Source organism: Streptomyces sp. W1SF4 (assembly GCF_003950035.1).
In the GTDB taxonomy this organism is placed as follows: Bacteria; Actinomycetota; Actinomycetes; order Streptomycetales; family Streptomycetaceae; genus Streptomyces; species Streptomyces racemochromogenes.
The window spans coordinates 5,713,970-5,739,754 of the sequence record NZ_CP034350.1 but is presented as its reverse complement, the minus strand read 5'-3'; the positions used below and the strand labels follow the sequence as shown (position 1 = coordinate 5,739,754).

At 73.5% G+C, this 25,785-nt stretch carries 27 protein-coding genes and 1 riboswitch; of the genes, 9 read left to right on the top strand and 18 right to left on the bottom strand.

Going from position 1 to position 25,785, the window contains the following annotated elements; translation table 11 throughout:
- Nucleotide 1: 1 nt before the first annotated feature.
- Together dut and D1J60_RS26905 are read right to left on the bottom strand one after the other, a co-directional pair.
- On the bottom strand, nucleotides 2-541 hold the full coding sequence (gene dut / locus D1J60_RS26910) for a dUTP diphosphatase (protein ID WP_125594767.1): 540 nt from the start codon (nucleotides 539-541) through the stop codon (nucleotides 2-4).
- Complete coding sequence (locus tag D1J60_RS26905; protein ID WP_125822817.1) at nucleotides 541-1,125, bottom strand: PaaI family thioesterase; 585 nt, start codon at nucleotides 1,123-1,125, stop codon at nucleotides 541-543. Before D1J60_RS26905 ends, dut begins: the two co-directional genes overlap by 1 nt.
- A 58-nt stretch (nucleotides 1,126-1,183) precedes the next feature.
- Here D1J60_RS26905 and D1J60_RS26900 point away from each other — a divergent pair, with 58 nt between their 5' ends.
- Complete coding sequence (locus tag D1J60_RS26900; RefSeq protein WP_125822816.1) at nucleotides 1,184-1,654, top strand: DUF3093 domain-containing protein; 471 nt, start codon at nucleotides 1,184-1,186, stop codon at nucleotides 1,652-1,654.
- A 13-nt stretch (nucleotides 1,655-1,667) separates the two neighbouring features.
- Here D1J60_RS26900 and D1J60_RS26895 read toward each other — a convergent pair whose 3' ends face one another.
- The 4 genes from D1J60_RS26895 to D1J60_RS26880 all read right to left on the bottom strand — a co-directional run bounded on the left by D1J60_RS26895 (nucleotide 1,668) and on the right by D1J60_RS26880 (nucleotide 5,193).
- On the bottom strand, nucleotides 1,668-2,600 hold the full coding sequence (locus D1J60_RS26895) for a hypothetical protein (protein WP_125594770.1): 933 nt from the start codon (nucleotides 2,598-2,600) through the stop codon (nucleotides 1,668-1,670).
- An 8-nt stretch (nucleotides 2,601-2,608) separates the two neighbouring features.
- Nucleotides 2,609-2,905, bottom strand: a complete 297-nt coding sequence (locus D1J60_RS26890; protein ID WP_007267048.1) for a DUF4193 domain-containing protein — start codon at nucleotides 2,903-2,905, stop codon at nucleotides 2,609-2,611.
- 385 nt (nucleotides 2,906-3,290) lie between these two features.
- Nucleotides 3,291-4,535, bottom strand: a complete 1,245-nt coding sequence (locus D1J60_RS26885) for a HAMP domain-containing sensor histidine kinase (RefSeq protein ID WP_125594771.1) — start codon at nucleotides 4,533-4,535, stop codon at nucleotides 3,291-3,293.
- Between the two features lie 4 nt (nucleotides 4,536-4,539).
- Complete coding sequence (locus D1J60_RS26880) at nucleotides 4,540-5,193, bottom strand: response regulator transcription factor (RefSeq protein ID WP_007267046.1); 654 nt, start codon at nucleotides 5,191-5,193, stop codon at nucleotides 4,540-4,542.
- 295 nt (nucleotides 5,194-5,488) lie between these two features.
- Here D1J60_RS26880 and D1J60_RS37440 point away from each other — a divergent pair, with 295 nt between their 5' ends.
- On the top strand, nucleotides 5,489-5,656 hold the full coding sequence (locus D1J60_RS37440; RefSeq protein WP_164720975.1) for a hypothetical protein: 168 nt from the start codon (nucleotides 5,489-5,491) through the stop codon (nucleotides 5,654-5,656).
- 99 nt (nucleotides 5,657-5,755) lie between these two features.
- On the opposite strand, the gene D1J60_RS26875 is transcribed toward D1J60_RS37440, so the two are convergent.
- Together D1J60_RS26875 and D1J60_RS26870 are read right to left on the bottom strand one after the other, a co-directional pair.
- Nucleotides 5,756-6,559 (bottom strand): inositol monophosphatase family protein, encoded by an 804-nt coding sequence (locus D1J60_RS26875; protein WP_185899261.1) that lies wholly within the window; start codon nucleotides 6,557-6,559, stop codon nucleotides 5,756-5,758.
- A 9-nt stretch (nucleotides 6,560-6,568) separates the two neighbouring features.
- Entirely contained in the window at nucleotides 6,569-7,735 is a 1,167-nt protein-coding gene (locus D1J60_RS26870) for a ferrochelatase (protein WP_125822815.1), read from the bottom strand.
- Between the two features lie 168 nt (nucleotides 7,736-7,903).
- Between D1J60_RS26870 and D1J60_RS26865 the strand changes: the two genes are divergently transcribed.
- Together D1J60_RS26865 and D1J60_RS26860 are read left to right on the top strand one after the other, a co-directional pair.
- Nucleotides 7,904-9,163, top strand: coding sequence for an MFS transporter (locus D1J60_RS26865; RefSeq protein ID WP_125822814.1), 1,260 nt, complete (start codon nucleotides 7,904-7,906; stop codon nucleotides 9,161-9,163).
- On the top strand, nucleotides 9,111-10,442 hold the full coding sequence (locus tag D1J60_RS26860; RefSeq protein WP_125822813.1) for a D-arabinono-1,4-lactone oxidase: 1,332 nt from the start codon (nucleotides 9,111-9,113) through the stop codon (nucleotides 10,440-10,442). Before D1J60_RS26865 ends, D1J60_RS26860 begins: the two co-directional genes overlap by 53 nt.
- Before the next feature lie 7 nt (nucleotides 10,443-10,449).
- Here D1J60_RS26860 and D1J60_RS26855 read toward each other — a convergent pair whose 3' ends face one another.
- On the bottom strand, nucleotides 10,450-11,277 hold the full coding sequence (locus D1J60_RS26855; RefSeq protein ID WP_241253404.1) for a hypothetical protein: 828 nt from the start codon (nucleotides 11,275-11,277) through the stop codon (nucleotides 10,450-10,452).
- A gap of 532 nt (nucleotides 11,278-11,809) precedes the next feature.
- Between D1J60_RS26855 and sepH the strand changes: the two genes are divergently transcribed.
- Nucleotides 11,810-12,841 (top strand): septation protein SepH, encoded by a 1,032-nt coding sequence (gene sepH, locus D1J60_RS26850; protein ID WP_125822811.1) that lies wholly within the window; start codon nucleotides 11,810-11,812, stop codon nucleotides 12,839-12,841.
- Between the two features lie 44 nt (nucleotides 12,842-12,885).
- On the opposite strand, the gene D1J60_RS26845 is transcribed toward sepH, so the two are convergent.
- A complete protein-coding gene (locus D1J60_RS26845; protein ID WP_125822810.1) occupies nucleotides 12,886-13,719 on the bottom strand; it encodes a sulfurtransferase in 834 nt (277 codons plus the stop codon).
- Between the two features lie 176 nt (nucleotides 13,720-13,895).
- Between D1J60_RS26845 and D1J60_RS26840 the strand changes: the two genes are divergently transcribed.
- Entirely contained in the window at nucleotides 13,896-14,681 is a 786-nt protein-coding gene (locus tag D1J60_RS26840; protein ID WP_125603618.1) for a VOC family protein, read from the top strand.
- On the opposite strand, the gene D1J60_RS26835 is transcribed toward D1J60_RS26840, so the two are convergent.
- A complete protein-coding gene (locus tag D1J60_RS26835) occupies nucleotides 14,678-15,448 on the bottom strand; it encodes an SGNH/GDSL hydrolase family protein (protein WP_125822809.1) in 771 nt (256 codons plus the stop codon). The genes D1J60_RS26840 and D1J60_RS26835 overlap by 4 nt on opposite strands.
- Nucleotides 15,435-16,007, bottom strand: coding sequence for a PadR family transcriptional regulator (locus tag D1J60_RS26830; RefSeq protein ID WP_125603620.1), 573 nt, complete (start codon nucleotides 16,005-16,007; stop codon nucleotides 15,435-15,437). The genes D1J60_RS26835 and D1J60_RS26830 overlap by 14 nt, the downstream gene beginning before the upstream one ends.
- Before the next feature lie 119 nt (nucleotides 16,008-16,126).
- Between D1J60_RS26830 and D1J60_RS26825 the strand changes: the two genes are divergently transcribed.
- Both D1J60_RS26825 and D1J60_RS26820 read left to right on the top strand, forming a co-directional pair.
- A complete protein-coding gene (locus D1J60_RS26825; RefSeq protein ID WP_125822808.1) occupies nucleotides 16,127-16,567 on the top strand; it encodes a nuclear transport factor 2 family protein in 441 nt (146 codons plus the stop codon).
- Nucleotides 16,568-16,958: 391 nt separating this feature from the next.
- Nucleotides 16,959-17,705, top strand: a complete 747-nt coding sequence (locus tag D1J60_RS26820) for a VOC family protein (protein WP_125603623.1) — start codon at nucleotides 16,959-16,961, stop codon at nucleotides 17,703-17,705.
- A gap of 5 nt (nucleotides 17,706-17,710) precedes the next feature.
- On the opposite strand, the gene D1J60_RS26815 is transcribed toward D1J60_RS26820, so the two are convergent.
- The 4 genes from D1J60_RS26815 to D1J60_RS26800 are packed head-to-tail and all read right to left on the bottom strand — an operon-like array spanning nucleotide 17,711 to nucleotide 23,062.
- Nucleotides 17,711-18,361 carry a thymidine kinase gene (locus D1J60_RS26815; protein ID WP_125822807.1) on the bottom strand — a complete coding sequence of 217 codons (651 nt, stop codon included), beginning with the start codon at nucleotides 18,359-18,361 and terminating at the stop codon, nucleotides 17,711-17,713.
- Between the two features lie 56 nt (nucleotides 18,362-18,417).
- Nucleotides 18,418-19,623 carry a nucleotide pyrophosphatase/phosphodiesterase family protein gene (locus D1J60_RS26810; protein WP_125822806.1) on the bottom strand — a complete coding sequence of 402 codons (1,206 nt, stop codon included), beginning with the start codon at nucleotides 19,621-19,623 and terminating at the stop codon, nucleotides 18,418-18,420.
- The gene (locus D1J60_RS26805; RefSeq protein ID WP_206436577.1) at nucleotides 19,623-20,219 is read right to left on the bottom strand and encodes a DUF5998 family protein; all 597 of its coding nucleotides are present in this window, start codon (nucleotides 20,217-20,219) and stop codon (nucleotides 19,623-19,625) included. The genes D1J60_RS26810 and D1J60_RS26805 overlap by 1 nt, the downstream gene beginning before the upstream one ends.
- A gap of 47 nt (nucleotides 20,220-20,266) precedes the next feature.
- On the bottom strand, nucleotides 20,267-23,062 hold the full coding sequence (locus tag D1J60_RS26800) for a bifunctional GNAT family N-acetyltransferase/acetate--CoA ligase family protein (protein ID WP_125822804.1): 2,796 nt from the start codon (nucleotides 23,060-23,062) through the stop codon (nucleotides 20,267-20,269).
- A gap of 210 nt (nucleotides 23,063-23,272) precedes the next feature.
- On the opposite strand from D1J60_RS26800, the gene D1J60_RS26795 reads away from it, so the two are divergent.
- A complete protein-coding gene (locus tag D1J60_RS26795; RefSeq protein ID WP_007267025.1) occupies nucleotides 23,273-23,554 on the top strand; it encodes an HPr family phosphocarrier protein in 282 nt (93 codons plus the stop codon).
- Nucleotides 23,555-23,762: 208 nt separating this feature from the next.
- Here the strand turns inward: D1J60_RS26795 and D1J60_RS26790 are convergent, their stop codons facing one another.
- Together D1J60_RS26790 and D1J60_RS26785 are read right to left on the bottom strand one after the other, a co-directional pair.
- Nucleotides 23,763-24,428: a GntR family transcriptional regulator gene (locus D1J60_RS26790; RefSeq protein ID WP_125822803.1), complete on the bottom strand. Its 666-nt coding sequence runs from the start codon at nucleotides 24,426-24,428 to the stop codon at nucleotides 23,763-23,765.
- Between the two features lie 169 nt (nucleotides 24,429-24,597).
- Complete coding sequence (locus tag D1J60_RS26785; RefSeq protein ID WP_125822802.1) at nucleotides 24,598-25,401, bottom strand: M23 family metallopeptidase; 804 nt, start codon at nucleotides 25,399-25,401, stop codon at nucleotides 24,598-24,600.
- Between the two features lie 12 nt (nucleotides 25,402-25,413).
- Nucleotides 25,414-25,571, bottom strand: a riboswitch (cyclic di-AMP (ydaO/yuaA leader).
- Between the last annotated feature and the right edge of the window lie 214 nt (nucleotides 25,572-25,785).

Below are 25,785 nucleotides of genomic sequence, written 5' to 3'. Positions count from 1 at the left end.
GTCACTGTCCTTCCCGGTCGGATACGACCGAAGCGTAGCCATTCCCACCCTGCTGCTGACCAGCCCCGGATCCGGTCACGGCCGCATGGCCGCCGGTGGAGCCGAACCCCCCGTCGGCCCGGGCCGAGCCGGGAAGCTCCGCCACCTCGTGGAAGCGCACCTTCTCGACCCGCTGGACAACCAGCTGGGCAATGCGGTCGAATCGCTCGAACCGGACGCTCTCGCGCGGGTCGAGATTGACCACGATCACCTTGATCTCCCCACGGTACCCGGCATCCACCGTCCCCGGGGCATTCACGAGCGCGAGCCCGCAGCGGGCCGCCAGGCCCGAGCGCGGGTGCACGAAGGCCGCGTACCCGTCGGGCAGGGCGATGGACACCCCGGTGGGCAGTACGGCCCGCTCCCCGGGCTCCAGCTCGGCGGCCACCGTGGTCACCAGGTCGCAGCCGGCGTCGCCGGGGTGGCCGTAGGCGGGGATGGGCACCTCGGGGTCGACGCGGCGGATCAGCACGTCGACGGGCGCATGGGTGTTCTGGGACATCAGGGGTTCACCTCGAAGGCGCGTGCGCGCCTGACCTGGTCCGGGTCGGACATCGCCGCCCGGATCTCCTCGGGCCGGCCGTTGTCGATGAAGTGGTCGACCTTCACCTCGATGAAGAGCGCGTCCGCGCGGACGGCGACGGGGCCGTCCGGCCCGCCTATCCGGCCCACGGCGGTGGAGTAGATCTTCCGGCCGGCGACGGCGGTGACCTCGGCCTCCAGGTACAGCACGGTGCCCACGGGCACGGGCCGCACGAAGTCGGTCTCCAGCCGGCCGGTCACCGCGATGACGCGCAGCAGCCAGTTCAGGGAGCCCAGCGTCTCGTCGAGCGCGGTGGCCAGGACGCCGCCGTGCGCGAGACCGGGTGCTCCCTGGTGGGCGGGCTTGACGGTGAACTCCGCCGTGACGCGCACGCCCTCGCCCGCCCGGGCCTCCAGGTGGAGCCCGTGCGGCTGGCCCCCGCCGCAGCCGAAACAGTGTTCGTAGTGCGCGCCGAGGAGCTCCCCGGGCGCCGGGGCATCGGGGTGCCGGACCGGTGCGGAGGCATCGGCCGGGGGCGTCAACGCCGTGTTTCGTCCACTCACAGGCGCTGACCTTACCCGCGCGGCTACCCGCCGGTCGCCCCGTGGGAGGCTAGGTGCCATGCAGTCCTCCCCCGCGCACCACGACGAACGACTCTCCGCGCCCCGCTCCTGGTGGGGCATAGCGGCCCTGACCGGCCTGGCGTGCGCCCTGATGCTGCTGCCGCTCGGCACCCTGCCGCTGCTGGCGGGGCTGGTCGGCGGCGCCGCGCTGACGGGGATGCTGGTCAGTTCGTACGGCTCCGCGCGCGTGCGCGTGGTGAACGGCGCGCTCGCGGCCGGCGACGCCCGCATCCCGGTGACGGCCCTGGGCGAGCCCGAGGTGCTGGACGCCGAGGAGGCGCGCGCCTGGCGCACGTACAAGGCCGACACCCGGGCCTTCATGCTGATGCGCAGCTACGTCCCCACGGCGGTCCGGATCGAGGTCACCGACCCGGCGGACCCGACCCCGTACGTGTACCTCTCCACGCGCGAGCCGCAGGCCCTCGCGGCGGCCGTCCGCGCGGCGAAGGCCGCCGCGCCGGGGGCCTGATCCGGCGGTGTGCTCAGCGGCCGTCCGGGCGTCGCCCTTCGAGGGCGGCCCTGGTGGCCTCGGGAAGGGGCCCTGAGGGGCGCTCCAGGGGCGGCAGGGCGGGGAGGGCGTCCCAGGGCACGGCGTGGCGGCGCAGGTCCCCACGGACCTTCTCGGCGACTTTCCTGGTGTCCCGGCGGTTCATCACGGCGCCGACGGCGGCGCCGATCATGAACGGCATGAGGTTCGGCAGGTTGCGGAACGTCCGCTTCATGATCTGCTGGCGCAGTTCGCGCTTCATCTGCCCGCCGAGCGCCGCGTTCAGCGTCGTCGGCTTGGTCAGGTCGATACCGCGCTCCTCCGTCCAGGAGGTCAGGTAGGCGAAGCTGCGGTCCTTCAGGGTGCCCGGCGGGCGCTGCCCGTAGACCTCGTGCAGCTCGGCGATGAGCTTCAGCTCGATCGCGGCGACCGCGGTGATCTCCGCGGCCAGCTCCGCCAGCATCGCGGGCGGGACCGGCAGCATGGCCGCGGCGCCGATGCCGGCGCCCACGGTCGAGGTGCTGTTGGCGGCCCCGGCGATCAGCTTGTCGGCCAGCTGGTCGGGACCGAGGCCCGGGAACTGCGCGCGCAGGGTCGCGAGGTCCCGTACCGGAACGCGCGGGGCGTTCTCGATGATCAGGTCGGCGGTGTACAGGGCGGCGGCCTTGGCGCTCTCGCCGCCCTTGCGCACACCGTTCCTGACGGCTTGCATCCGGCGCTTCCCGGGCCCGCCCGGGGGCTCCTCGTCCGCCGTTGCGGCCGACGGCACCGCGGCGGCGGTGTCGGACGGCACCGCGGTCGTCCCGAAGGCCTGGCCGCCGGCGTCCGCGGGGCCCGTTTCCGGGCCCGTGGTCACCGCGCGAACCTGCGCCTCCGGATCGGCAGATTTCCGGAAGCGTCGCTTCCGAAAGGGCGTCGAGCCGGTCACGGCCGTCCTCAGTCGCAGTCGCGGCAGATCGGCTGGCCGTTCTTCTCGCGCGCCAGCTGGCTGCGGTGGTGCACCAGGAAGCAGCTCATGCAGGTGAACTCGTCGGCCTGCTTGGGCAGCACCCGGACGGCCAGCTCCTCGTTGGAGAGGTCGGCACCCGGGAGCTCCAGGCTCTCGGCGCCGTCGAAGTCCTCGATGTCGACGCTGGAGGTGACCTTGTCACTGCGCCGAGCCTTGAGCTCTTCGATGCTGTCGTTGTCGACGTCGTCGTCGGTCTTGCGTGGGGTGTCGTAGTCCGTTGCCATTTTTGTCGCTCTCCCCCTCTGGGATTTAGCGGTGTCTCAGCGCACGTAACGCGCGAGAGGCCGGACTTGTGCCCGACCTGAGGCGGAGATTTTGCCTCACATCAAGGTCTGTTACTCAATCGACACCCAACCGCGTACCCGAAGGACTCCGTGGCCGGGATGTCGAGCGGGACCGTACACGGTCGGGGGGTCGTCTTGCACGAACGCCACCCCGTGTATTTCCCGCCATCCGGGGGGCCGGAAACCCGGACTTCCCGGGCTTTCCGGCCACCTTGGGGTCACAGAACGCGCATGACCCGACACTCGACACTGTGATCGATCACACAGGAAGGGCCCTCCGCGGGCGCCGCCGCGTTCCGCTGACGGCGAACAGGACCCGGGTGGATCAAAGGGGCAACGTGACACGCATCACGAGGCCACCGCCCTCCCGGGGCGTCGCGAGGATGCGGCCGCCGTGTGCGCGCGCCACGGAGCGCGCGATCGACAGACCGAGCCCCACCCCCTTGTCGCTGCCCGTTCGCTCGGTACGCAGCCGTCTGAAGGGCTCGAAGAGGCTGTCCACCTCGTACGCGGGAACAACGGGACCCGTGTTCGAGACGACTAGCACAGCCTGACCGTGCTGCGCCTCGGTCGTGACCTCCACCCAGCCGCCCTCCGGCACGTTGTACCGGACGGCGTTCTGCACCAGGTTGAGGGCGATCCGCTCCAGCAGGACGCCGTTGCCCTGGATCACCACCAGCGCGCGCTCGCCGCGGATCTCCACGCCCTTGGCGAGGGCCTCGCCGCGGGCCTGGTCGATGGCGCGCGAGGCGACCTCGGCGAGGTCGACCGGTTTGCGCTCGACGATCTGGTTCTCGCTGCGGGCCAGCAGCAGCAGGCCCTCGACCAGCTGCTCGCTGCGCTCGTTGGTGGCCAGCAGCGTCTTGCCCAGCTGCTGGAGCTCCACCGGCGCTCCGGGGTCCGAGAGGTGGACCTCCAGCAGCGTCCGGTTGATCGCCAGGGGGGTCCGCAGCTCGTGCGAGGCGTTGGCCACGAAGCGCTGCTGGGCGGTGAAGGCCCGCTCCAGGCGGTCGAGCATTTCGTCGAAGGTGTCGGCGAGCTCCTTCAGCTCGTCGTCCGGCCCGTCCAGCTCGATCCGCCTGGTCAGGTCGGAGCCCACCACCCGGCGGGCAGTGCGGGTGATCTTGCCCAGCGGCGAGAGCACCCGGCCGGCCATCGCGTAGCCGAAGGCGAAGGCGATGACGCTGAGGCCCAGCAGGGCCATCAGCGACCGGCTGAGCAGGTCGTCCAGGGCGTGCTTGCGCTGGTCGAGGATGCACTGCGCGATCGCGGCGTTGAACTGGTCGATCGACTGGTCGATGCCCACGCCGGAGCAGGTGGTGCTGGACACCTCGACCTTCTGGCCGCCGACGATCTTGAAGGGGAGCGCGTTGCCCTCCCTCAGGGCCTGGGCGGCCAGCAGGTAGATGATCGACAGCAGCAGGATCCCGGCGATCAGGAACATGCCGCCGTACAGCAGCGTGAGCCTTATCCGGATGGTCGGCCGCAGCCAAGGGAAGGGACCCTCGGGCTGGCCGGGGTCCCAGGTCGGTTTCGGTGGCGCCGCGGGTGGCGCCGGGGTCGGGGCCACCGGATCAGATCCGGTAGCCGGAGCCGGGCACGGTCACGATGACGGGCGGCTCCCCGAGCTTGCGGCGCAGGGTCATGACGGTCACCCGGACCACGTTGGTGAACGGGTCGGTGTTCTCGTCCCAGGCCTTCTCCAGCAGCTGCTCGGCGGACACCACGGTCCCCTCGCTGCGCATGAGCACCTCCAGCACCGCGAACTCCTTCGGCGCCAGCTGCACCTCGCGGCCCTCCCGGAACACCTCGCGGCGGTTCGGGTCCAGCTTGATGCCGGCCCGCTCCAGCACGGGCGGGAGCGCGACGGTGGTACGCCGGCCGAGGGCGCGCACGCGGGCGGTCAGCTCGGTGAAGGCGAAGGGCTTGGGCAGGTAGTCGTCGGCCCCGAGCTCCAGGCCCTCGACGCGGTCGCTGACGTCGCCGGAGGCGGTGAGCATGAGCACGCGTGTGGGCATGCCCAGCTCGATGATCTTCCGGCAGACGTCGTCGCCGTGCACCAGCGGAAGGTCCCGGTCGAGCACGACCACGTCGTAGTCGTTCACCCCGACGCGCTCCAGCGCCGCGGCGCCGTCGTACACGACGTCCACGGCCATGGCCTCCCGGCGCAGGCCCGTGGCCACCGCATCGGCGAGCAGCTGCTCGTCCTCGACGACGAGTACGCGCACGTCGTTTCCTTCCTTCGAGCCCTTCAGGGCACACGTGTGTTGCGCCTCCATCCTGCCGGTTTCGGCCGTAAACCGGCTGTAAGGCGCCCTTGGGCGCCCTCTGGGGCCCACCTCGGGCGTGCGTACGGCGTGGAAGCGGGGTGTGGGCGCGGTGGAAGTGAGGATTCCCTCGCCTCACGAGGTTTCTGGGCCCAGGGTGCCGGGGAGGACGAGGAGCACACCCCATCCACACCCTGAAGCGGCGGACTGCTCCCTGCTCTCCGCCGTCGACCCACGCAGAGGGGGCGCACCCACCATGGACGCATTCACCGCGGGTCTCCTGCAGCGCATCAAAGCCACGCAGTCGGACCTCAGCAAGGCCCGTGAGACGGGCGACGACTACCTCGCGGATGTGGAACAGGCCGAACTGGAAGACCTCCAGCGGCTCGCCGCAGAACACGGCGTACCGGTTTCCGCCGCCTGACCCGACGGCAGTACCTCCGAGCTCACAGCGCACCCACCGGGCCCCGGCCGCCGAGAGGCGGCCGGGGCCCGGTGCCGTCCGCCCCTCGATCGCCTCCGGTCAGTCGTGCCAGGCCCCGGCTTCCTCCAGGAGCAGCTGGAGCGGGGCGAAGACCGCCGGGGTGGCCGCCAGCACCAGCTCCCCCGAGGCCGGCTCCGAGGGCCGCCCTCCGGTCAGGGCGCCCGCCTCGCGGGCGATCAGCTCGCCCGCCGCCAGGTCCCAGGGGTTCAGCCCGCGCTCCCAGTACCCGTCGAGGCGGCCCGCGGCGACGTCGCACAGGTCGAGCGCCGCCGAACCGCCGCGCCGGATGTCCCGTACCAGCGGGATGATCCGGGCGGCGACCTCGGCCTGGTGGGCCCGCCTGGTCTGGACGTACCCGAATCCGGTGGCGATCAGCGCCCGGTCCAGCGGCGCGTCCGCCCGGCAGGCCAGCCGGGCGGCGCCCGACCAGGCCCCGCCGCCCAGCACCGCGTGGTACGTCTCCCCGCGCATCGGCGCCGCCACCACGCCCACCACGGTCTCGCCGCGGTACTCGGCCGCGATGGACACCCCCCAGCCCGGGAGCCCGTAGAGGTAGTTCACGGTGCCGTCCAGCGGGTCGACGACCCAGCGCACCCCGCTCGTGCCGGGGCTGTCCGCGCCCTCCTCGCCCAGCAGCCCGTCCGCGGGCCGGCGCTCGGCGAGGATGCCGGTGATCAGCTTCTCGGCGGCGATGTCCATCTCGGTCACCACGTCGATCGGGCTGCTCTTGGTCGCGGCCACCGTCAGGTCGGCCGGCCGGCCGTCGCGCAGCAGCGCCCCGGCGCGACCGGCGGCCTCCAGGGCCACGTCCAGCAGCTCGTCCTTCAGGTCCTGCGGAATCACGCTCTCCCCCTACGCGTACGGGCTGTCCGTGCCGGCGGCGGCCGGCCGGGGCGCGCGGGCCGGGCAGCAGCCCACCGCGCACAGGTCGTGGCTCTGTCCCAGCGTGCCCACCCAGCACTCCCGCGGGCTCTCCCCGCGCTCGCGGGCGGCGCGCTCCAGCACGAGTTCGCGTACCGCGGCGGCGAAGCGGGGGTCGGCGCCGACGGTCGCGGAGCGCTCGGCCGGCAGGCCCAGTTCGGCGGCCTTGGCCCTGGCCTCGGTGTCGAGGTCGTAGAGGACCTCCATGTGGTCGGAGACGAAGCCGATCGGCACCATGACCACGGCGGGCGCGCCGTCGGCGTGCAGGGCCTCCAGGTGGTCGCAGATGTCCGGCTCCAGCCACGGGATGTGCGGGGCGCCGCTGCGGGACTGGTAGACGAGCCGCCACGGGTGCGCGGTGCCGGTCTCCGCCGTCACGGCGTCGGCGATCACGCGGGCCACGTCGAGGTGCTGCTTGACGTAGGCCCCGCCCCGGCCGCCCTCGGTGTGGTCCTCGACCGGGCCGGAGGTGTCGGCCGCGGAGTCGGGGATGGAGTGGGTGGTGAAGGCCAGCCGGGCCCCGTCCCGGACCTCGGCGGGCAGTGCCGCGAGCGAGGCGAGCACCCCGTCGATCATGGGCTGTACGAAGCCGGGGTGGTTGAAGTAGTGCCGCAGCTTGTCCACGCGCGGCAGTTCCAGGCCCTCCTGCTCCAGGGTGGCGAGGGCGTCGGCGAGGTTCTCGCGGTACTGGCGGCAGCCCGAGTACGAGGCGTACGCGCTGGTGGCGAGGACCGCGATGCGGCGGTGGCCGTCGCGCACCATCTCCCGCATCACGTCGGTCAGGTACGGGGCCCAGTTCCGGTTGCCCCAGTAGACCGGCAGGTCCAGCCCGTGCTCGGCGAAGTCCTTGCGCAGGGCGTCCAGCAGCTCGCGGTTCTGCGCGTTGATCGGGCTGACCCCGCCGAAGCCGAAGTAGTGCTGCCCGACCTCCTTGAGCCGCTCTCTCGGGATGCCCCGGCCGCGCGTGACGTTCTCCAGGAACGGCACGACGTCGTCGGGTCCCTCGGGGCCGCCGAAGGACAGCAGCAGCAGGGCGTCGTAGGGGGCGGCGGGGCTGTCGGCCGCGGGCGCGTCGGGGGCACGGAGCTGGTCTGACATGCCTCGAATCCTGCCACTCGGGGTCCGGCGGGGAGAACCGGCCGGTCCGCATCCCGGACGCGGCGTAGGTAAGGTGACCCTAAGTTGAATCGTTGATTTTTCCCCATGCGGGCGCCGTGCCGGCAGTCGTAACCTGTATGGGCCTCTGACGTCCCTTACGGAGCGACCTTGCCCAGTCCCTACCGCGCGATCTTCGCGGCCCCCGGCACCAAGGGGTTCAGTGCCGCCGGCCTCATAGGCCGGCTGCCGATATCCATGGTCGGCGTCGGCATCCTCACGATGATCTCGGAGCTGACCGGCCGCTACGCGATGGCGAGCGCCCTCACCGGCACCCTCGCCCTCGCCGCCGCGTTCATCGGCCCCCTGGTCTCCCGCCTGGTGGACCAGTACGGACAGCGGCGGGTCCTGCGCCCCGCGACCCTGATCTCCACGGCCGCCGTCACCGGCCTGGTACTGGCCGCCGCGAACGGCCTGCCCGACTGGACCCTCTTCGTCTTCGCCGCCGTCGCCGGCTGCGTGCCGAGCGTCGGCTCCATGGTCCGCGCCCGCTGGACCGAGCTCTACCGCGACTCCCCGCGCGAGCTGCACACCGCGTACTCCTTCGAGTCCGTGATCGACGAGGTGTGCTTCATCTTCGGCCCGATCCTCGCCATCGGCCTGTCCACCACCTGGTTCCCCGAGGCCGGGCCGGTCATCGCGGCCGGCTGCCTGCTCGTCGGGGTCTGGCTGCTCACCGCCCAGCGCTCCACCGAGCCGGCCCCGCACCCGCGCAGCCCCGACGCGGACCGCACCTCGGCCCTGCGCTCCCCCGGCCTCCAGGTGCTGACGGCCACCTTCATGGCGACCGGCGCGATCTTCGGCTCCATCGACGTGTCCACGCTGGCCTTCGCCGAGGAGCAGGGCAGCAAGTCCTCCGCCAGCTTCATCCTGGCGATCTGGGCGGCGGGGTCCTGTATCGCCGGAATCGTCTTCGGCCTGCTGCACCTCAAGGGCAAGGCCGAACGCCGCTGGGTACTGGGCATCTGTGCGATGGCCGTGAGTATGATCCCCCTCCTACTGGCCGGGAACCTTCCGTTTCTGGCCGTGGCGCTCTTCGTCTCGGGCCTCGCCATCGCTCCCACGATGATCACCACGATGGCCCTGATCGAAGCGCACGTACCACGCGCGAAGCTCACCGAGGGCATGACCTGGATCAGCACCGGCCTGGCGGTCGGGGTCGCGGTCGGCTCCTCGGTGACCGGTCTGGTCATCGACGCGGCCGGGGCCCAGCGCGGGTTCGTGGTCTCGATCTCCTCGGGAGTGGCCGCGGCGGCGGTGGCGTTCGCGGGTTACCGCCGGCTGACGAGGCCGGCGCAAGGGGAGGAGCCTGCCAGCGATGGCGACGTCGGGGACAGCAGCAGCGAAGAACGCACCGGGCACGTGGCGTAACTGGGCGGGCAACGTCCGCGCCACGCCCGCGCGCGTGGTGACTCCGGCCTCGGTCGGGGAGCTCCAGGAGGCGGTCCGCCGGGCCGCCGAGGAAGGGCTGCGGGTGAAGGCGGTCGGCACCGGCCACTCCTTCACCGCGGCGGCCGCGACCGACGGGGTGCTCGTACGGCCGCAGGCGCTCAGCGGGATCCTCGCGGTCGACCGGACGGCCGGCACCGTCACCGTGGCGGCGGGCACCGCCCTCAAGGACCTGAACCGGGACCTGGCCCGGCAGGGCCTCTCGCTCACCAACATGGGCGACATCATGGAGCAGACGGTCTCCGGCGCCACCGGCACCGGCACGCACGGCACCGGCCGCGACTCGGCCTCCATCTCCGCCCAGATCCGCGCGCTGGAACTGGTCACGGCGGACGGCCGGCTGATGACCTGCTCGGAGAAGGAGAACCCCGAGGTCTTCGCGGCGGCCCGGATCGGCATCGGCGCCCTGGGCGTCGTCACCTCGCTCACCTTCGCGGTGGAGCCGCTCTTCCTCCTGACCGCCCGCGAGGAGCCCATGCGCTTCGACCGGGTGACCGCCGAGTTCGACCAGCACGTCGCGGAGAACGAGCACTTCGAGTTCTACTGGTTCCCGCACACCGGCAACTGCAACACCAAGCGCAACAACCGCAGCCAGGGCCCCGCCTCCCCGCCCGGCGCGGTCAGCGCCTGGATCGAGGACGAGCTGCTCTCCAACGGCCTCTTCCAGGCCGTCAACTCCCTGGGCCGCGCCGTCCCGGCGGCCATCCCCTCCATCGCCCGCGTGGCCAGCCGCGCCCTGTCGGCGCGCACCTACACGGACATCCCCTACAAGGTGTTCACCAGTCCCCGCCGGGTGCGGTTCGTGGAGATGGAGTACGCCCTTCCGCGCGAGCGGGCGGTCGAGGCGCTGCGGGAGCTCAAGACCATGGTCGAACGCTCCGGCCTGCGGATCAGCTTCCCGGTGGAGGTGCGCACCGCTCCGGCGGACGACATCACGCTGTCCACCGCCTCGGGGCGGGAGACGGCGTACGTCGCGGTGCACATGTACCGGGGCACCCCGTACCAGGCCTACTTCACGGCGGCCGAGCGGATCTTCACCGCCCACGGGGGCCGGCCGCACTGGGGCAAGGTGCACACCCGCGACGCGGAGCAGCTGGCCGAGGTCTACCCGCGCTTCGCCGAGTTCACGGCGGTGCGGGACCGGCTGGATCCGGACCGGCTGTTCGGCAACGACTACCTGAGGCGGGTCCTCGGGGACTGACCCCCGCTCAAGAGGCGCCGGGCGACGGCTCACGGCCGCCTCCGGTGCCGCCGGAGCCCGGGGCCGGGCCGGGACCGGGGGTCTGCTTCGACGGGGTCGGGGCGGGCGTCGGCTCCGTCGGAGTCCCGGACCCGGAGGGGGTGGGGCCGGGGGACGGGGTCCGGCCGCCGTGCGAGCGGGAGGGGCTCGGGGAGGTCCCGGATCCGGGGGTCTTCCCGTCCGTCCCCGCCGTGCCGCTCCGGTCCTCCCCGCCGCCGGTCCGCCCCTCGCGGCCCGTCCCGCCGTCGCCGTCGCGGTCCGGGTGCCGCTTCGGCGGTGCGGGCTCGTGGTCGGGGGCGGTGCGGGAGCCGCCCGACAGGAGGGTGCGGCCGTCGCTGCTGACGGCGGTGCCCGCGAAGGCCTCGTACGTCCCGAGGCCGCCGAGGGCGAGGGCGAAGGCGGCCCCGGACGCCACTGCCGTGCGCTTCCAGCCCCGTACGCGGGTTCCGTGCACGGTGGCCTCCCCGAACTCCCCCGGCTGCGGGGCCCCGGGGTCCCGTTCCCCCTCGGGCGGCGGGACCTGACGGGTCCTGGGGCGGGCGCTCTCGCGGAGCTGGTCGCCGGTGCGGCGGAACAGGTGCTGGATGACGGGCCCGCCGGCGGTGGCGACCACGCTGACCACCCCCGCGCCGAGGATGGTCCCGTAGACGCCCATCTTCGAGGCGAGCAGGGCGGCCGCGACGGTGGCCAGGGAGCTGCCCGCGACCTGGGTCGCGCTCAGGTCGAGCTTCCTGCGCCCCCGTTCGTCCGGATCCGCCGCGTCCGCCGTGTCCGCCGCCTTCTGACGCATCGCCATCCGCTGTGTGTCCCGCCTCTCGCGCCTCTCCTCTTCCTGCAGTTACTGACCGCTGAGCGAAATGAAAAGTTCCGTTTCTGCGGATTCTGTGAAGCAGGACACCTGAATACGGCCGCGTCCGCAGGTGGACCCGGATGCCGGTCCGATTCCGGGCAGGCCAACTCCCGCCGCCGGGGACAAGTTCGACGGCGCGGCGGTCCACCCGGGTGGCCCGAATGGAGTACTGTGGCGAGCCCTGGGACCGTCCTTCCTTCCGGATGTCCGGACCCGGGAGAGGGGGCCGGCTGATGGAGAAGCGGCGCTCAAGACCGGTGATGCCGCGGTATCGCACGGGTTCCTGCTGCGCACAGTAACCACTTGGTCACTGTGCGTGCCCAACAGGTAACCGTGCCATAACGTCGATCAAGGGCGCATGCCCGACACGCCGGTTTAACTCGGCAAGGTTGTGGCAGGCTGCACCCGGGCAGGCCACACTCGACTAGCGGAAGCAGCGACGCACGTGACGTCGGCAGGCACCACCCGGGAGGTCCCCATGCCCGAACTGCGTGTCGTGGCCGTCTCGAATGACGGAACACGACTGGTGCTCAAGGCTGCGGACAGCACGGAGTACACGCTTCCGATCGACGAGCGGCTGCGGGCTGCCGTGCGCAATGACCGCGCGCGCCTGAACCAGATCGAGATCGAGGTGGAGAGCCACCTCCGCCCCCGCGACATCCAGGCCCGCATACGGGCCGGTGCCTCCGCGGAGGAGGTCGCCCAGCTCGCCGGCATCCCGGTCGACCGGGTACGCCGCTTCGAGGGCCCGGTGCTGGCCGAGCGCGCCTTCATGGCCGAGCGCGCCCGCAAGACCCCCGTGCGCCGCCCCGGCGAGAACACCGGACCGCAGCTCGGCGAGGCCGTGCAGGAGCGCCTCACCCTGCGCGGGGCCGACAAGGACTCCGTGCTGTGGGACTCCTGGCGCCGCGACGACGGCACCTGGGAGGTGCTGCTGGTCTACCGGGTGGCGGGCGAACCGCACTCGGCGAGCTGGTCGTACGACCCGCCGCGCCGGCTGGTCGTCGCCGTGGACGACGAGGCCCGCTCGCTGATCGGCGAGGCCGACGACCTGCCCTCCACCCCGGAGCCGAGCTTCCCGTTCGTGCCGAGGATCGCCCGCCTGCCCCGGGACCGGCCGCTGGACCGCGCCCTGGACCGGCAGATCGAACGGCCCGACAGCCGGCCCGCTCCGCCGCCCCCGCCGGAGCCGGAGGAGGAGCGGGACACGCTGACCAGCCTGCTGGAGGCGGTCCCGAGCTTCCGGGGCGACCTGGTGGTGCCGGACCGTACGGAGACCCCCGCCGAGGAGCAGGAGTCCGAGGAGCCCCCGGCCGCGGCGGCGTCGGCGGGTGCCGGCGCGGCGTACGCGGACGTGCTGATGCCGCGTACGGTGGCGGGCCACCGCGAGCGGCTGACGGGTACCACCGACCGGCAGGCCGAGGCCGACGGGGTCCGGCCGGGGCGCCGGGCGGCCGTGCCCAGCTGGGACGAGATCGTCTTCGGGACCCGGCGCAAGAAGCAGGAGTAGCGCGCGGCGGCGCCCCCGAGGGGGCGCCGCCGGCCGCGTGCGCGTCAGGGGTTGGGACCGGTGGCCACGGGCCGCTCCGGGTCCGAGGACCACTGCGACCAGCTGCCCGCGTACAGGCTGGCCGGAATACCGGCCACCTCCAGGGCGAGGACCTCGTGCGCCCCGGAGACCCCGGAACCGCAGTACACGCCCACCGCGGTGTCCCCCGCGGCGCCGAGCGCCGCGAACCGGGCGCGCAGCTCCCCGGCCGAAAGGAACCGCCCGTCCGGACCGACGTTCTCGGTGGTCGGGGCCGACACCGCGCCCGGGATGTGGCCGCCGACCCGGTCGATCGGCTCGACCTCGCCGCGGTACCGCTCGCCCGCGCGGGCGTCCAGCAGCAGGCCCGTACGCGCCAGCGTGGCCGCGTCGTCGGCCTCCAGCAGGCCGAACTCCCCCGGGTTTGGCTTGAAATCGCCCTCGACGGGCCTCGGCGCGTCGGTGCTGAGCGCGCCGCCCACCGCCGTCCACGCGGCCAGGCCGCCGTCCAGCACGCGCACGTTCCGGTGCCCCGTCCAGCGCAGCAGCCACCAGGCGCGGGCGGCCGCCCAGCCGAGGCCGCCGTCGTACACGACCACCGGCCCGTCCGCGCGCACCCCGGCCCGGCGCATCGCGGCGCCGAAGTCCTCCGGGTCGGGGAGCGGGTGGCGCCCGCCCGTCCCCGGCGGACCTGCCAGTTCGCGGTCCAGGTCGACGTACACGGCACCGGGCAGGTGCCCGGCTTCGTAGGCGGGGCGCTGGTCGGGGCCGCCCAGCTGCCATCGGACGTCCAGGAGTACCGGCGGGCGGGAGCCGGCCAGTTCGCCCCGCAGTTCGGAGGCCGAGAGAATCGCAGTCATGGGCCCATCTTCCTCCCCGCCCTCGAACCCGTGTAACAAGCCCGACATCGACGGGGCGCAGTGATTCGGACATCTCTGTTCCGCACCCCGGTCACGCGGCCGGTCGGGGCGCACGGGGTGCCGCGGAGTGCAAGCATCTGCGGGGAACAGGGACACGACGGCGGGAGACGGCTGACATGACGCAGGCATCGGGGGCTTCGCGGCGCACGCCCGGCACACCCTGCTGGGTGAGCCTGATGGTGCACGGACTCGGGAGCACGGAGGACTTCTACGCCGACCTGTTCGGCTGGGAGTACGAGCCCGGCCCCACCCAGTTCGGGCCGAGCGTGCGGGCCTTCCTCGACGGTCAGGAGGTCGCCGGAATCGGCGAGATGCCGCCGGACCGCCATCTTCCGGTGGCGTGGACCCCGTACTTCGCCACGGACGACGCCGACTGCACCGCCGAGTCCATCCGCTCCTGCGGCGGCACGGTCGCGGTGGGCCCGCTCGACGCGGGGGCGGCGGGACGGATGGCGATCTGCTCCGACCCGCTGGGGGCGATCTTCGGGATCTGGCAGACGGACGGGCACCCCGCGGCCCGCCGGGCGGGGGCGGCGGGCACCCCGGTGTGGAACGAGCTGCTCACCCAGGAGTCCTCGACGGTGGGCAAGTTCTACGAGCACGTCTTCGGCCACGAGGCCGAGCCGCACCCGGACGTGCCGTCCGACTTCGACTACCTGACGCTGCGCCTGGGCGACCGTCCGGTCGCCGCCGTCCACGGCGTCGGACGGTCGCTGCCGCACGACCGGGGGCCGCACTGGATGACGTACTTCGAGGTGGCGGACCCCGACGCGGCCGCCGCCCGGGTGGCGGGGCTGGGCGGCCGGGTCGTCACCCCGCCCCGGGAGCGGATCACGGGCCGGCTGGCCGTGGTCGCGGACCCGGAGGGGGCGGTCTTCGCCCTCGTCCGGACGCCGGCCTAGAGCGGCAGCAGCTGCGGACGCTTCGCGGTGCGGCCGTCGCCCGAGGACCTGCCGCGCAGCCGGCGGCCGAGCCAGGGGCCGAGGAACCCGGCCACCCAGGCCGCCTCGGCGGCGACGGCCCCGGCGAGCGCGCGGGGCGGCCGGGGCGGCAGCGGCTCCCTCCAGGCACCGCCGCTGCCGGGCAGCTCCAGGGCCTCGGCCAGTGCGGCGGCGATCCGGGCGTGGCCGAGGGGGCTGGCGTGCAGCCGGTCGGTCGCCCACATCCGCGGGTCGGCGGCCGCGGCCTCGCGGCCGGTCTCGGCGACCACCACCCCGTGGCGGGCGGCCGCGGCCCGGATGTGGCTGTTGAGCTCGCTCACGCGGGGGCTCAGCGGCCGTGCCAGGGGGGCGATGCGCGCCACGTCGGGGAAGGTCACGGTCGCCACCCGGGCTCCGGCGGCGGTGAGCGCGGCGAACACCTCCTCCAGCTCGCCGGCCACCTGGGCGGCGTCGAAGCGCGGCCGGAGCAGGTCGTTGACCCCGGCGACGACGGTCGCGAGGTCCGGCCGCAGCTCCAGGGCGGGCCCGAGCTGCTCGGCCCGGACCTGTCCGGCGAGGCGGCCCCGCACCGCGAGGTTGGCGTACCGCAGCCCGGGGGCGGCGGCCGCGAGGTGTCCCGCGAGGCGGTCGGCGAAGCCGCGCAGGCCCACCGTGTCGTCACCGTCCCCCAGCCCCTCGGTCTGGCTGTCGCCCAGGGCGACGTAGCGCAGGTACTCAGACTTCCGCACGGGTGGTCCCCTCCCTCTTGCCCAGCACGTCCGCGGCGCGCAGGCACCAGTCCCGGTGGCCCTCCTCGAAGGCCACCCCGCGCAGGCAGGTCAGGTAGCCGCCGATCCGCTCGCCGCGCAGCAGGAACTCCTCCTCGTCCAGCTCGCCGCGCATGTCCCGCAGCAGCCCGCGGAGCACCTCGATCTTGGCCTCGGCGGCGGCCGCCCGTTCCAGGAGCTGCCCGATGACCGGGGCGGTGCCGATGCGGTCGGCGCTCTGCACCTTCACGAGGAGGTCGTCGCGGATCGAGGAGGGCTTGGACGCCGCTCCGGCGAACCGCTCCAGTTCGGCGCGGCCGGTGTCGGTGACCCGGAACAGCCGCTTGTTCGGCCGGGACTCCTGCACCACCTCCCGGCCGGCGACCAGCCCGTCCGCCTCCAGCCGCGCCAGTTCGGCGTAGAGCTGCTGGGGCGAGGCGTGCCAGAAGTTCGCGACGCTGATGTCGAAGGCCTTCGCCAGCTGGTAGCCGCTGTACTCGCCGTCGAGCAGCGCCGCCAGCACCGCGTGCCGCAAAGCCATGGCCGCTCCCCCTTCCCTTTCCGTGCCCGCACCGGCACCATACTCAAAAACATGACTACTCGCATTTTTGAGTAGCCACCGCCATCGCCCGGCACTGCCGAGCAGGAGGAGGGCTTCACATGGGGACCGTGGACACCGCGGGGACCGCCGAACGCTTCCGCACCGCCGTGGAGAAGGGGGACCTCGCCGCGCTGGACGACCTGTTCACCGACGACATCCGGCTCTACAGCCCGGTGAAGTTCAAGCCCTTCGAGGGCAAGGCCGCCGTCCTCGGCCTCTTCGGCGTGCTGGTGCGCACCTTCGAGGACCTCCGCTACCTCGGCCGGCTGGACGGCGCCGCCGAGACCACCTCCGGCGACGGGCAGGCCCCGACGGTGATCCTGCCCTTCCGCGCGCTGGTGGCGGGCAAGCAGATCCACGGCATCGACCAGCTCCAGTTCGACGAAGAGGGCCGGGTGAAGGAGTTCACGGTGATGGTCCGCCCCCAGTCCGCCGTCCAGGCCCTGGGCCAGGCGGTCCTGACCGGCCTGATCGCCGACGGCCTCGCCCCGGAGGCCTGACGGGCACTCAAGGCGGGCCGCCCGGCCGTCGGCCAGGGGGCCACGGCCGCCGCGGCCTCGCCGGCCCCGCTGCTCTCCTCGGCCGTGCGCCTGTCGGTCGTGCTCCTGACCGGGGAGGGCCTGGCCGGCCACCGGCGGCGCGTCGCCGCCCTCGCGGCCATCGCGGGCCCGCCGCACCGAACGCGGCGTGTCACCGCCGGGTGCCCCGGCGCCGGTACGAGGATGGGCGGGGCGTTCCCGCACCTGACGGCCCGCGCCCACGCGGCTACGCACCGCCCCGGGGACGCCCACGAGTACTGTGGAAGGGCTTCCGGGGGCGCACCGGCGGATGGGGTACACCGTGTCGACATCGAGTCACGAAACGTTCGGCGCGCCCTGCTGGGTCAGCCTCATGGCCCGCGACCTCGACGCGTCGAAGGAGTTCTACAGCGCGGTCCTCGGCTGGGAATTCGGCCCCGCCCACCTCGGCGAGGCCTTCGCCGTCGGCTTCGCCTCGGGGGTCCCCGTGGCCGGTATCGGCGCGCTGCCCCCGACGCTCAGCATCCCCGTCACCTGGACCCCGTACTTCGCGGTGGACGACGCCGACGTCACCGCGGCACGCATCCGCGAGCGCAGCGGAACCGTCGCCGTCGGCCCCCTGTCCTTCGGCACCGGCCGGGCCGCGCTCGCCGCCGACCGGGACGGGGCGGTCTTCGGCATCTGGCAGGGCGAGGCCATCCCGGACTGGGGCATGGGCGGCGACGCGGCGCCGGCCTGGCTGGAGCTGCACACCCGCAACGCCTTCGACGCCGCCATCTTCTACGGCGAGGTCCTGGAGTGGGCCTGCGACCACACCGGCTGCTGCGAGGTCGCCTACGTGGAGGAGGACGACCGCATCCTGCTCCGCCGCGCGGGCCGGACGGTGGCCCGCCTGCACGGCGGAACCCTCGCGGAGGCCCCCGACCCGCACCTGAGGCCCCGCTGGCGCGCCCACTTCCGGGTCCCCGACCTCGACGCCGCGATCGAGGCCGCCACCGCCCTCGGCGGCACCACCGTCCCCGCGGCGGACTCCGCGGCCTTCCCCCACGAACGCACCCTGCGCGACCCCGACGGCGCCACGTTCAGCATCGTCGGCCCCACCGCCCCGGGCCTCTTCTGAACGGCTCAGACGTTGTTGACCGGGAGGACGTCCGGGGAGAGGGAGCCGGCGTGGGCGGACGCCGAGGTCATCAGGCGGCGGTGGTGACGGCGGCAGAGGACCTCGTAGCCGATCTCCTCCGCCGGGCGGTTCACATCGCCGACCACCACCTGCGCGCCCTCGACCACCATCTGCCCGCCCACCGTACGGGCGTTGTGCGTGGCGCGGGCGCCGCACCAGCACAGGGCCTCGACCTGGAGCTGCTCGATCCGGTCGGCCAGCTCGATGAGGCGCTGCGAGCCGGGGAAGAGCTTGGTGCGGAAGTCGGTGGTGATGCCGAAGGCGAAGACGTCCATGTGGAGGTCGTCCACGACGCGCGCCAGCTGGTCGATCTGCTCGGGCGCGAGGAACTGGGCCTCGTCGACGATCACGTAGTCCGCCTTGCCGCCCGCCGAGAGCTCCCCCACCAGGTACGCGTAGACGTCCATGACGTCGGTGACCTCGACGGCGTCCGTCACCAGGCCCAGGCGCGAGGAGAGCTTGCCCTCGCCCGCCCGGTCCTGGCGGGTGAAGATCACGCCCACCAGCCCCCGCGCGGAGCGGTTGTGCGTGATTTGCAGAGCCAGCGTGCTCTTTCCGCAGTCCATCGTTCCGGAGAAGAACACCAGCTCGGGCATGGGAAGTACGGGACCTTTCAGGTCGGGGTGGAGGGTGGCGGGCAGGAGCGGGGCGGTCAGGTGCGGATTTCGAGCAGCGGGACCAGCTGCTCGGCCGCGGTCATGGAGCCGTGCATCCCGGTGAGCGCCGACTCGTTGGGCTCGTTGCGGGAGGCGGTGATCGCGACGTCGGCCTGGGCCGCGGCGATCACGTCGCCGATCCGCCCGAGGACCCGCTCGTCGCACTCCCCCGGCGTCCCGAACCAGCCCAGTGCCAGGGCCTCTTCGCGGCTCGCGACCCAGAAGCGGTCGCCGAGCACCTCGCGCCAGACGGTCAGTACGTCGGCCTCGGCGCCCGGTACCGCGTAGACGTGCCGGGCCCGTCCCTCACCGCCCAGCAGGGCCACGCCCGCGCCCAGCTCCCAGTCCTCGTCGAAGTCGATCCGGGAGTCCTCGTCGAAGGGCACGTCCACCATGCCGTGGTCGGAGGTGACGTACAGGGCGGCGCGCGGCGGCAGCTGCTCCGCGAGGCGCTGCACGAGCCGGTCGACGTACATCAGCTGGCCGCGCCAGGCGTCGGAGTCCACGCCGTGCCGGTGGCCGGCGCCGTCGAGCTCGCTGAAGTACGTGTACACGAGCGAGCGCTCGCCGGCCGCGAGCTGGATCGCCGCGAGGTCCATCCGTTCCTCGCCGGTCATCCGGCCGTGGAAGGTGCCGCCGCTGAGCGCGATCTTGGTGAGCGGGGTGCTCTGGAAGTTCGGCGCGGACACCTGCGCGGTGTGCACCCCGGCCGCGTCGGCGAGCTGGAACACCGTCGGGTACGGCTGCCAGGCCTTCGGCGGGGTCCACGGGTGCCAGCGGAGCTGGTTCATCAGCTCGCCGGAAGCCGGGTTGCGCACGGCGTAGCCGGGCAGGCCGTGCCGGGCGGGGGGCAGGCCGGTGCCGACGGAGGCCAGGGAGGTGGCGGTGGTCGCGGGGAAGCCGGAGGTGATCGGCCGGCCGGTGCCGCCGCGCGAGCTCGCGAGGAGGGAGGTGAGGAACGGGGCCTCGTCCGGGTGGGCCTTGATCTGCTCCCAGCCCATGCCGTCGACCAGGAACACGCAGTTCCGGTCGGCCGGCGCCAGCTCGGCGATCCCCGCGGCGAGACCGGGTACGCCCTGGCCGGCCGCGAGGGTCGGCAGCAGGTCGGCGAGGGAGCCGGAGCCGTACTGGGGAACGGGGGCGCCCGCGAGGTCGAGCGGTTCCGGCTCGTCCTGCCAGTTCGACGGTACGGAGTACGACATCAGCGGGCGGGGCCGGAGGTCGCCGCCGTCGCCTCGCTGAGTGCCTGCGCGAAGAGCAGCGCCTGGCGGACCGTCTCGGGGCCGTCGCCGGCCTCGCTGACGCGCAGGCTGAGGTCGTCGGCGGTGGAGTTGCCGGTGTAGCCGTGGTCGGAGTCGCAGTTGGGGTCGCCGCAGGCGGCGGGCTCCAGGTCGATGCGCGAGACCGCGCCCCAGCCGATGGTCAGGACGACCTCGCGGGGCAGCTGGCCGGGCGTGTAGGACTCCGGGTTGGCCACGACGCGGCTGAGCACCACGGAGGAGATGCTGGAGAGCTTGACCGACTCGGTGGAGGTGGTCGCGTACGGGGACGGCGACCCCGCGTCGGCGGCCTGCTCGTCGGTGTGGCTGACGATGAACCGGTTGCCGGTCAGGACCAGCACGGTGACGTGCCGGCGTACCTCGTTGGAGTCGAAGGTGGTCTCCTGGTGGACCAGGTACGACGAGATCGGCTCGCCGCCCACGGCGGCCTCCACCGCCTCGGCCACGAGGGCCGGGTAGTAGCCGCTGCGCTCGATGGCCGCGCGCAGCCCCTGGGTCGTCGTACCGGATTTCGCCATGAGGTCCATCCTAAGGCCCGTACGGGCTCCCCCTGCCTGCCGTGCGCTCAGTAGCTCGGCAGCGTGCGCGGGCCGAGGTCGGTCCGGGCGGGCGGGTGTGCCACGCGGACGGTGGCGCTGAGCACGGAGAGGCCCTCGGTGGCGACGACGACCGGCTCCAGCGAGACCCCGGTCACTTCCGGGTGGTCGTCCAGCAGCCGGGACAGCCGCAGCAGCAGCTCCTCCAGGGCGGGGGTGTCGACGGGGTCGCTGCCGCGCCAGCCGAAGAGCAGGGGGGCGGCGCGGATGGAGCGGATCAGGGCGGCGGTGTCCCGGTCGGTGGCGGGGACGAGGCCGTGGGCGGTGTCGCCGAGCAGCTCGGAGGGGACGCCGGCGAGGCCGAAGGAGAGGACGGCTCCGGCGGCGGGGTCGACGGTGGCGCGGACGACGGTGTCCACTCCGCGCGGGGCCATCGACTGCACCACGGGCTGCAGCTCGGCCGGCTTGCCGAGGGCCTCGGTGAGCTCCTCGTACGAACGTCTGAGCTCGGCCTCGCTCGTGAGGTCGAGGCGTACGCCGCCCAGGTCCGCGCGGTGGCGCAGGTGCGGGGCGGTGGTCTTGAGGGCGACCGGGTAGCCCAGGACCCGGGCCGCGCGCACGGCGGCGTCCGGGCCGGGGGCGGGGAGGGTGGGCAGCACCCGGATCCCGTAGCGGGCCAGCAGCCCGCGGGCGTCGGCCTCGTCCAGGGTCGGCGCGGCGCCCTCCTCGACGCCCGTCAGCAGGGTGGCGAGGTGGGCGGCGGCGCCCGCCTCGTCGATGTCCTCGTACTCGGGGACCTGGCCGGTCTCGGCGTTGTCCCGGCGCCACCGGGCGTACCGCACGGCCTCGGCGACGGCCTTCACGGCGCGCTCGGCCGCGGGGTAGGCGGGGATCCGGCCGGCGCCCTCGATGCCGTGGGTGCCACCGTGGGCGCCGCCGCCGGGCACCTCGGCGGGCGGCGGGGGCGAGGCGGGGGGCGTGTCGCCGGCCGCGGCGGCCAGGGCTTCGACGAGGTCGCCGAGTTCCACGTGGACCACGGCGACGGGCTTGCCCGGGACCTCGGCGACGGCCTCCCGCAGCGCCTGCGCGAGGTCGTCGGCGAGCCGGCGGTCGCTCACGGAGGGGATGGCGGTGACGACGACGGCGTCGCAGTCCCCGGAGGCGAGCGCCGCGCGCAGGGCGGCGCGGAAGTCGGCCGGGCCGGCGGCGGTCGTCAGGTCCAGCGGGGGCAGCGGGCGCAGTCCCTCGGTCAGGCAGGCGTCGTAGGTGAGGACTCCGAGGGACTCGGAGTTGCCGAGGATGGCCACCCTGGGGCCGGCCGGCAGCGGCTGCCCGGCCAGCAGCAGGCCGACGTCGACCAGCTCGGTGACGGTGTCGACGCGGATGACGCCGGCCTGGCGGAGCAGCTCGGAGACGGTGGCCTCGGGGAGCCGGGTGCCGGGGACGACGTGTCCGGCGGGGGTGTGGCGGCCGCCGAGGGCGACGACGACGGGCTTGACCGCGGCGGTGCGGCGGGCGAGGCGGGTGAACTTGCGCGGGTTGCCGAGGGTTTCCAGGTACATGAGGGCGACGTCGGTGGCCTCGTCCTCGTACCAGTACTGGAGGATGTCGTTGCCCGAGACGTCGGCCCGGTTCCCGGCGGAGACGAAGGACGACAGTCCCTCGCCGCGCCGCAGCAGGGCGGACAGCAGGGCGATGCCGATGGCCCCGGACTGGGTGAACAGGCCGATCGGGCCGCGCGCGGAGGCGGGGGCCGGGGCGAGGCAGGCGTTCAGCTCCACCTCCGGGGCGGTGTTGATCACCCCGAAGGCGTTGGGCCCGATGAGCCGCATCCCGTACGAGCGGACCTGCCGCACCAGTTCGCGCTGGCGGGCGAGTCCGGCCGGGCCGCTCTCGCCGTATCCGGCGGACAGCACCACCAGGCCCTGCACTCCGTGCTCGCCGCAGGCGGCCACGGCGTCGGGGACCCGGTCCGCGGGGACGGCGATCACGGCGAGGTCGACGGGGGCGCCGACGTCGGCGAGGGCGCGGTAGGCCCGTACGCCTTCGAGGAGGTCGCCCTCCATGCCGGGGGCGCGGGCCTCGTTGACGGCGTAGAGGTGTCCGCGGAAACCGCCGTCGCGCAGGTTGCGCAGGGCGGTGGCGCCCACGCCGGCACCGGAGCGGCTGGCGCCGATCACCGCGACGGAGCCGGGGGCGAGGAGGCGCTGGACGGAGCGGGCCTCGGCGCGCTGTTCGCGGGCGCGCTGGACGGCGAGGGACTCGGCGGTGGGTTCGAGGTCGAGGGTGAGGTGGACGGAGCCGTCCTCGAAGCTGCGCTTCTGCTGGTAGCCGACGTCCGTGAACACCTTGATCATCCTGGTGTTGGCGGGCAGCACCTCGGCCGCGAACCTGCGGATCCCCCGTTCGCGGGCCACCGCGCCGATGTGCTCCAGGAGGGCGGAGGCGACCCCGCGGCCCTGGTGGGCGTCCTGGACGAGGAAGGCGACCTCGGCCTCGTCGGCGGGGGCGGAGGCGGGCCGGCCGTCGGGGCCGATGCGGTCGAAGCGGACCGTGCCGATGAACTCGCCGCCGATGGTCGCGGCGAGGCCGACCCGGTCGACGTAGTCGTGGTGGGTGAAGCGGCGGACGTCGCGGTCCGAGAGGCGGGGGTAGGGCGCGAAGAAGCGGTAGTACTTCGACTCGTCCGAGACCTGTTCGTAGAAGCTGACCAGGCGGCCCGCGTCCTCGGTGGTGATGGGGCGGATCCGGGCGGTGCCGCCGTCGCGCAGCACGACGTCCGCTTCCCAGTGGGCCGGGTAGGAGGGGTCCGACGCGGTGGTCATGGGGCCACCTTAAGGGGCGGTCCGGCCGGGTGTGCGGGTGCGGTGGGCGGCCCGCCCGGCGAGCGCGCGGCGAATGCGGCACACCGTGGCGAACCAGTGCAAGCTGGGGAGGGTCGAACGGCGGTGGATGCGGGCCGAAGGTCGGTCCGAGCATTCCGGACGGCGTGAGAGACTGGTCTAGACAACCCGTAGAACCTGAAGGGCATCACCATGGCAGAGCGCCGCGTCAACGTCGGCTGGGCCGAGGGCCTGCACGCTCGTCCCGCCTCGATCTTCGTCCGGGCGACGACCGCCTCCGGAGTTCCGGTGACCATCGCGAAGGCCGGCGGCGACCCCGTCAACGCCGCGTCGATGCTGGCGGTCCTGGGCCTGGGCGCCCAGGGCGGCGAGGAGATCGTCCTGGCTTCCGACGCCGAGGGCGCGGACGCCGCGCTCGACCGCCTCGCGAAGCTGGTCGCCGAGGGTCTCGAGGAGCTCCCCGAGACCGTCTGACCCCTTCGGGTCCGGTACACCGGAAGCCGCGCTCCCCACACCCGGGGGACCGCGGCTTCCGTGCTTTCCCGTTCGGGTGATCCGCGAATTCGACGCGACGGGACCCGGCGGCAGCGGCGGCGCAAAAATCGACGGCAATTCCCCGGCAGTCCCGGCGGGCGGAAAGAACGGACGGGCGGGAATACCCCTCCGTTGTATACGGGAATTGTTAATGCGGAGAGCCCGCCGTGTTTACGGCAGGTTGCGGATTCCTCACCCTCGGCCGGTGCGCCCCGGCCGACCTCTGCGCGTGCAGCGCGGTCAGGGCCCTGGCCCGCTCCGCGTCACCGCGCGCGACGGCGTCCACGATCGCGGCGTGCTCGGCCCAGCACTCCACGGGCTGCGCGGGGGTCTCGACCACGTACATCCAGGCGATCTTGTGCCGGGTCTGGGTCAGCAGGGCGATCAGACCCGGGCTCGCGGAGGCCTGGGCCAGCGTCTCGTGGAACCAGCTCCCCAGGGAGCGCAGGTCCTCCCCCCGGCCCCGGCCGGCCCGCTCCCGGCCCAGCCTGACCAGCCCCCGCAGCACCTTGAGGTGGCCGTCGGTGCGCCGCCGGGCGGCCCGGGAGGCCGCGAGCGGCTCCAGCAGCATCCGCAGCTCCAGGAGGTCGGCGGCCTCCTGCGCGGTCGGCTCGGCCACACAGGCGCCCGCGTGCCGCCGCGTGGTGACGAAGCCCTCGGACTCCAGGGTCCGCAGCGCCTCGCGGACCGGAACGCGCGAGACCCCGTAGCGGCGGGCGAGCACCTCCTCGGTCAGCCGGCCGCCCGGACCGAAGAAACCGGAGACGATGTCGTCGCGAATCGCTGTGCACACCGCGTGCGCCGGAATACGCAAGGCCGGACCTCCGCTGGTTTCGTTTCGGTTTATCGTGGCCGTGCCGCGACTCTATTGCAATACGCGGCGGGTTTACGAGCGGGTGCGGAAAGAGGGCCGGAAATACGAGGAAGGCCCCGGCTCGGTGAGCCGGGGCCTTCCTCGGTGAAGCGTGCCGCGTGCGTGCGGGTCAGACGCCGACGCCGTGGTTGCGCAGGTACGTCAGCGGGTTGATGTCCGTGCCGTACGTGGCGCCGGTGCGGGCCTCGAAGTGCAGGTGCGGGCCGCTGGAGTTGCCCGTGGAGCCCGACAGGCCGATCTGCTGGCCCGGGGTGACCGTCTGGCCGGCGGAGACGCTCAGCGACATCAGGTGCCCGTACTGGGTGTAGGTGCCGTCGTTGTGGCGGATGACGACGTTGTTGCCGTACGCGCCGCCCCAGCCGGCCTCGACGACGGTGCCCGCGCCCACGGCGTGGACGATGCTGCCCTCGTCGGCGTGGAAGTCGATGCCCGTGTGGCTGCCGGAGGACCACATGCCGCCGCCCGCGCCGTACTGGGTGCTGACGTAGGAGCCGTCCACCGGGGCGACGAAGGTGTTGAGGCGCTTGCGGGCCTCTTCCTGGGCGGCCTTCTCGGCGGCCTCGCGCTCGGCCTTCTCCTTGGCCTCGGCGGCGCGCTTGGCCTCGGAGGCCCGCGTCTTCGCCTCGGCCTCGGCCTGCGCCTGCGCGGCGACGGCCTCGGCGGCGCTCTGCTGGGTGGCGGCCTGGACCTCGATGTCGTCCTGCAGACCGTCGGCGACGACGATCGCGTTCTGACCGGTGTCCTCCATGGACGGGGAGCTGCTGTGGTCCGCCGCGAAGGCCGGAGCGGCCAGGGTGCCGACCACGCCCGTGGTGGCGAGGGCGGCGACGCCGGCGAAGCCGGCGGTCTTGCGGCTCAGACGGCTGGAACCACGGTGCTTACCAGAACCGGCGGCACGACTGCCAAACGCCATGAAGGGGGTGATCCTTTCCTTCCCTCTCGCCTACCGGGTTAGCTGACGGGTTCGGAGCAGGAAGGTCTCCTACGGGCCTCCTCTGGCGAGGGGGTCCGATTCACCCCAGGGACATGTGGGTCCCCGGCTCCCCAGGCTCGCGCCTGACGGGGACTCGGCGATCGCTGTCCGGTGCCGCGGGTGCGGCGGTTACAACTGACGAACAGCACGGCCGACGCTAGGCGGATCATCAGTCAATCGCCAAACAGACGAGCGGTTTTGTTGCGTACGCCACACCGCATACCTGCAACCACGCCACCAAACGGACAAAGGGGGCTCCGGCGGATGTTCCGCCGGAGCCCCCCTGGAAACGGGCCGGAGCCCGGCCCGTCTCGGGCCCCCCGC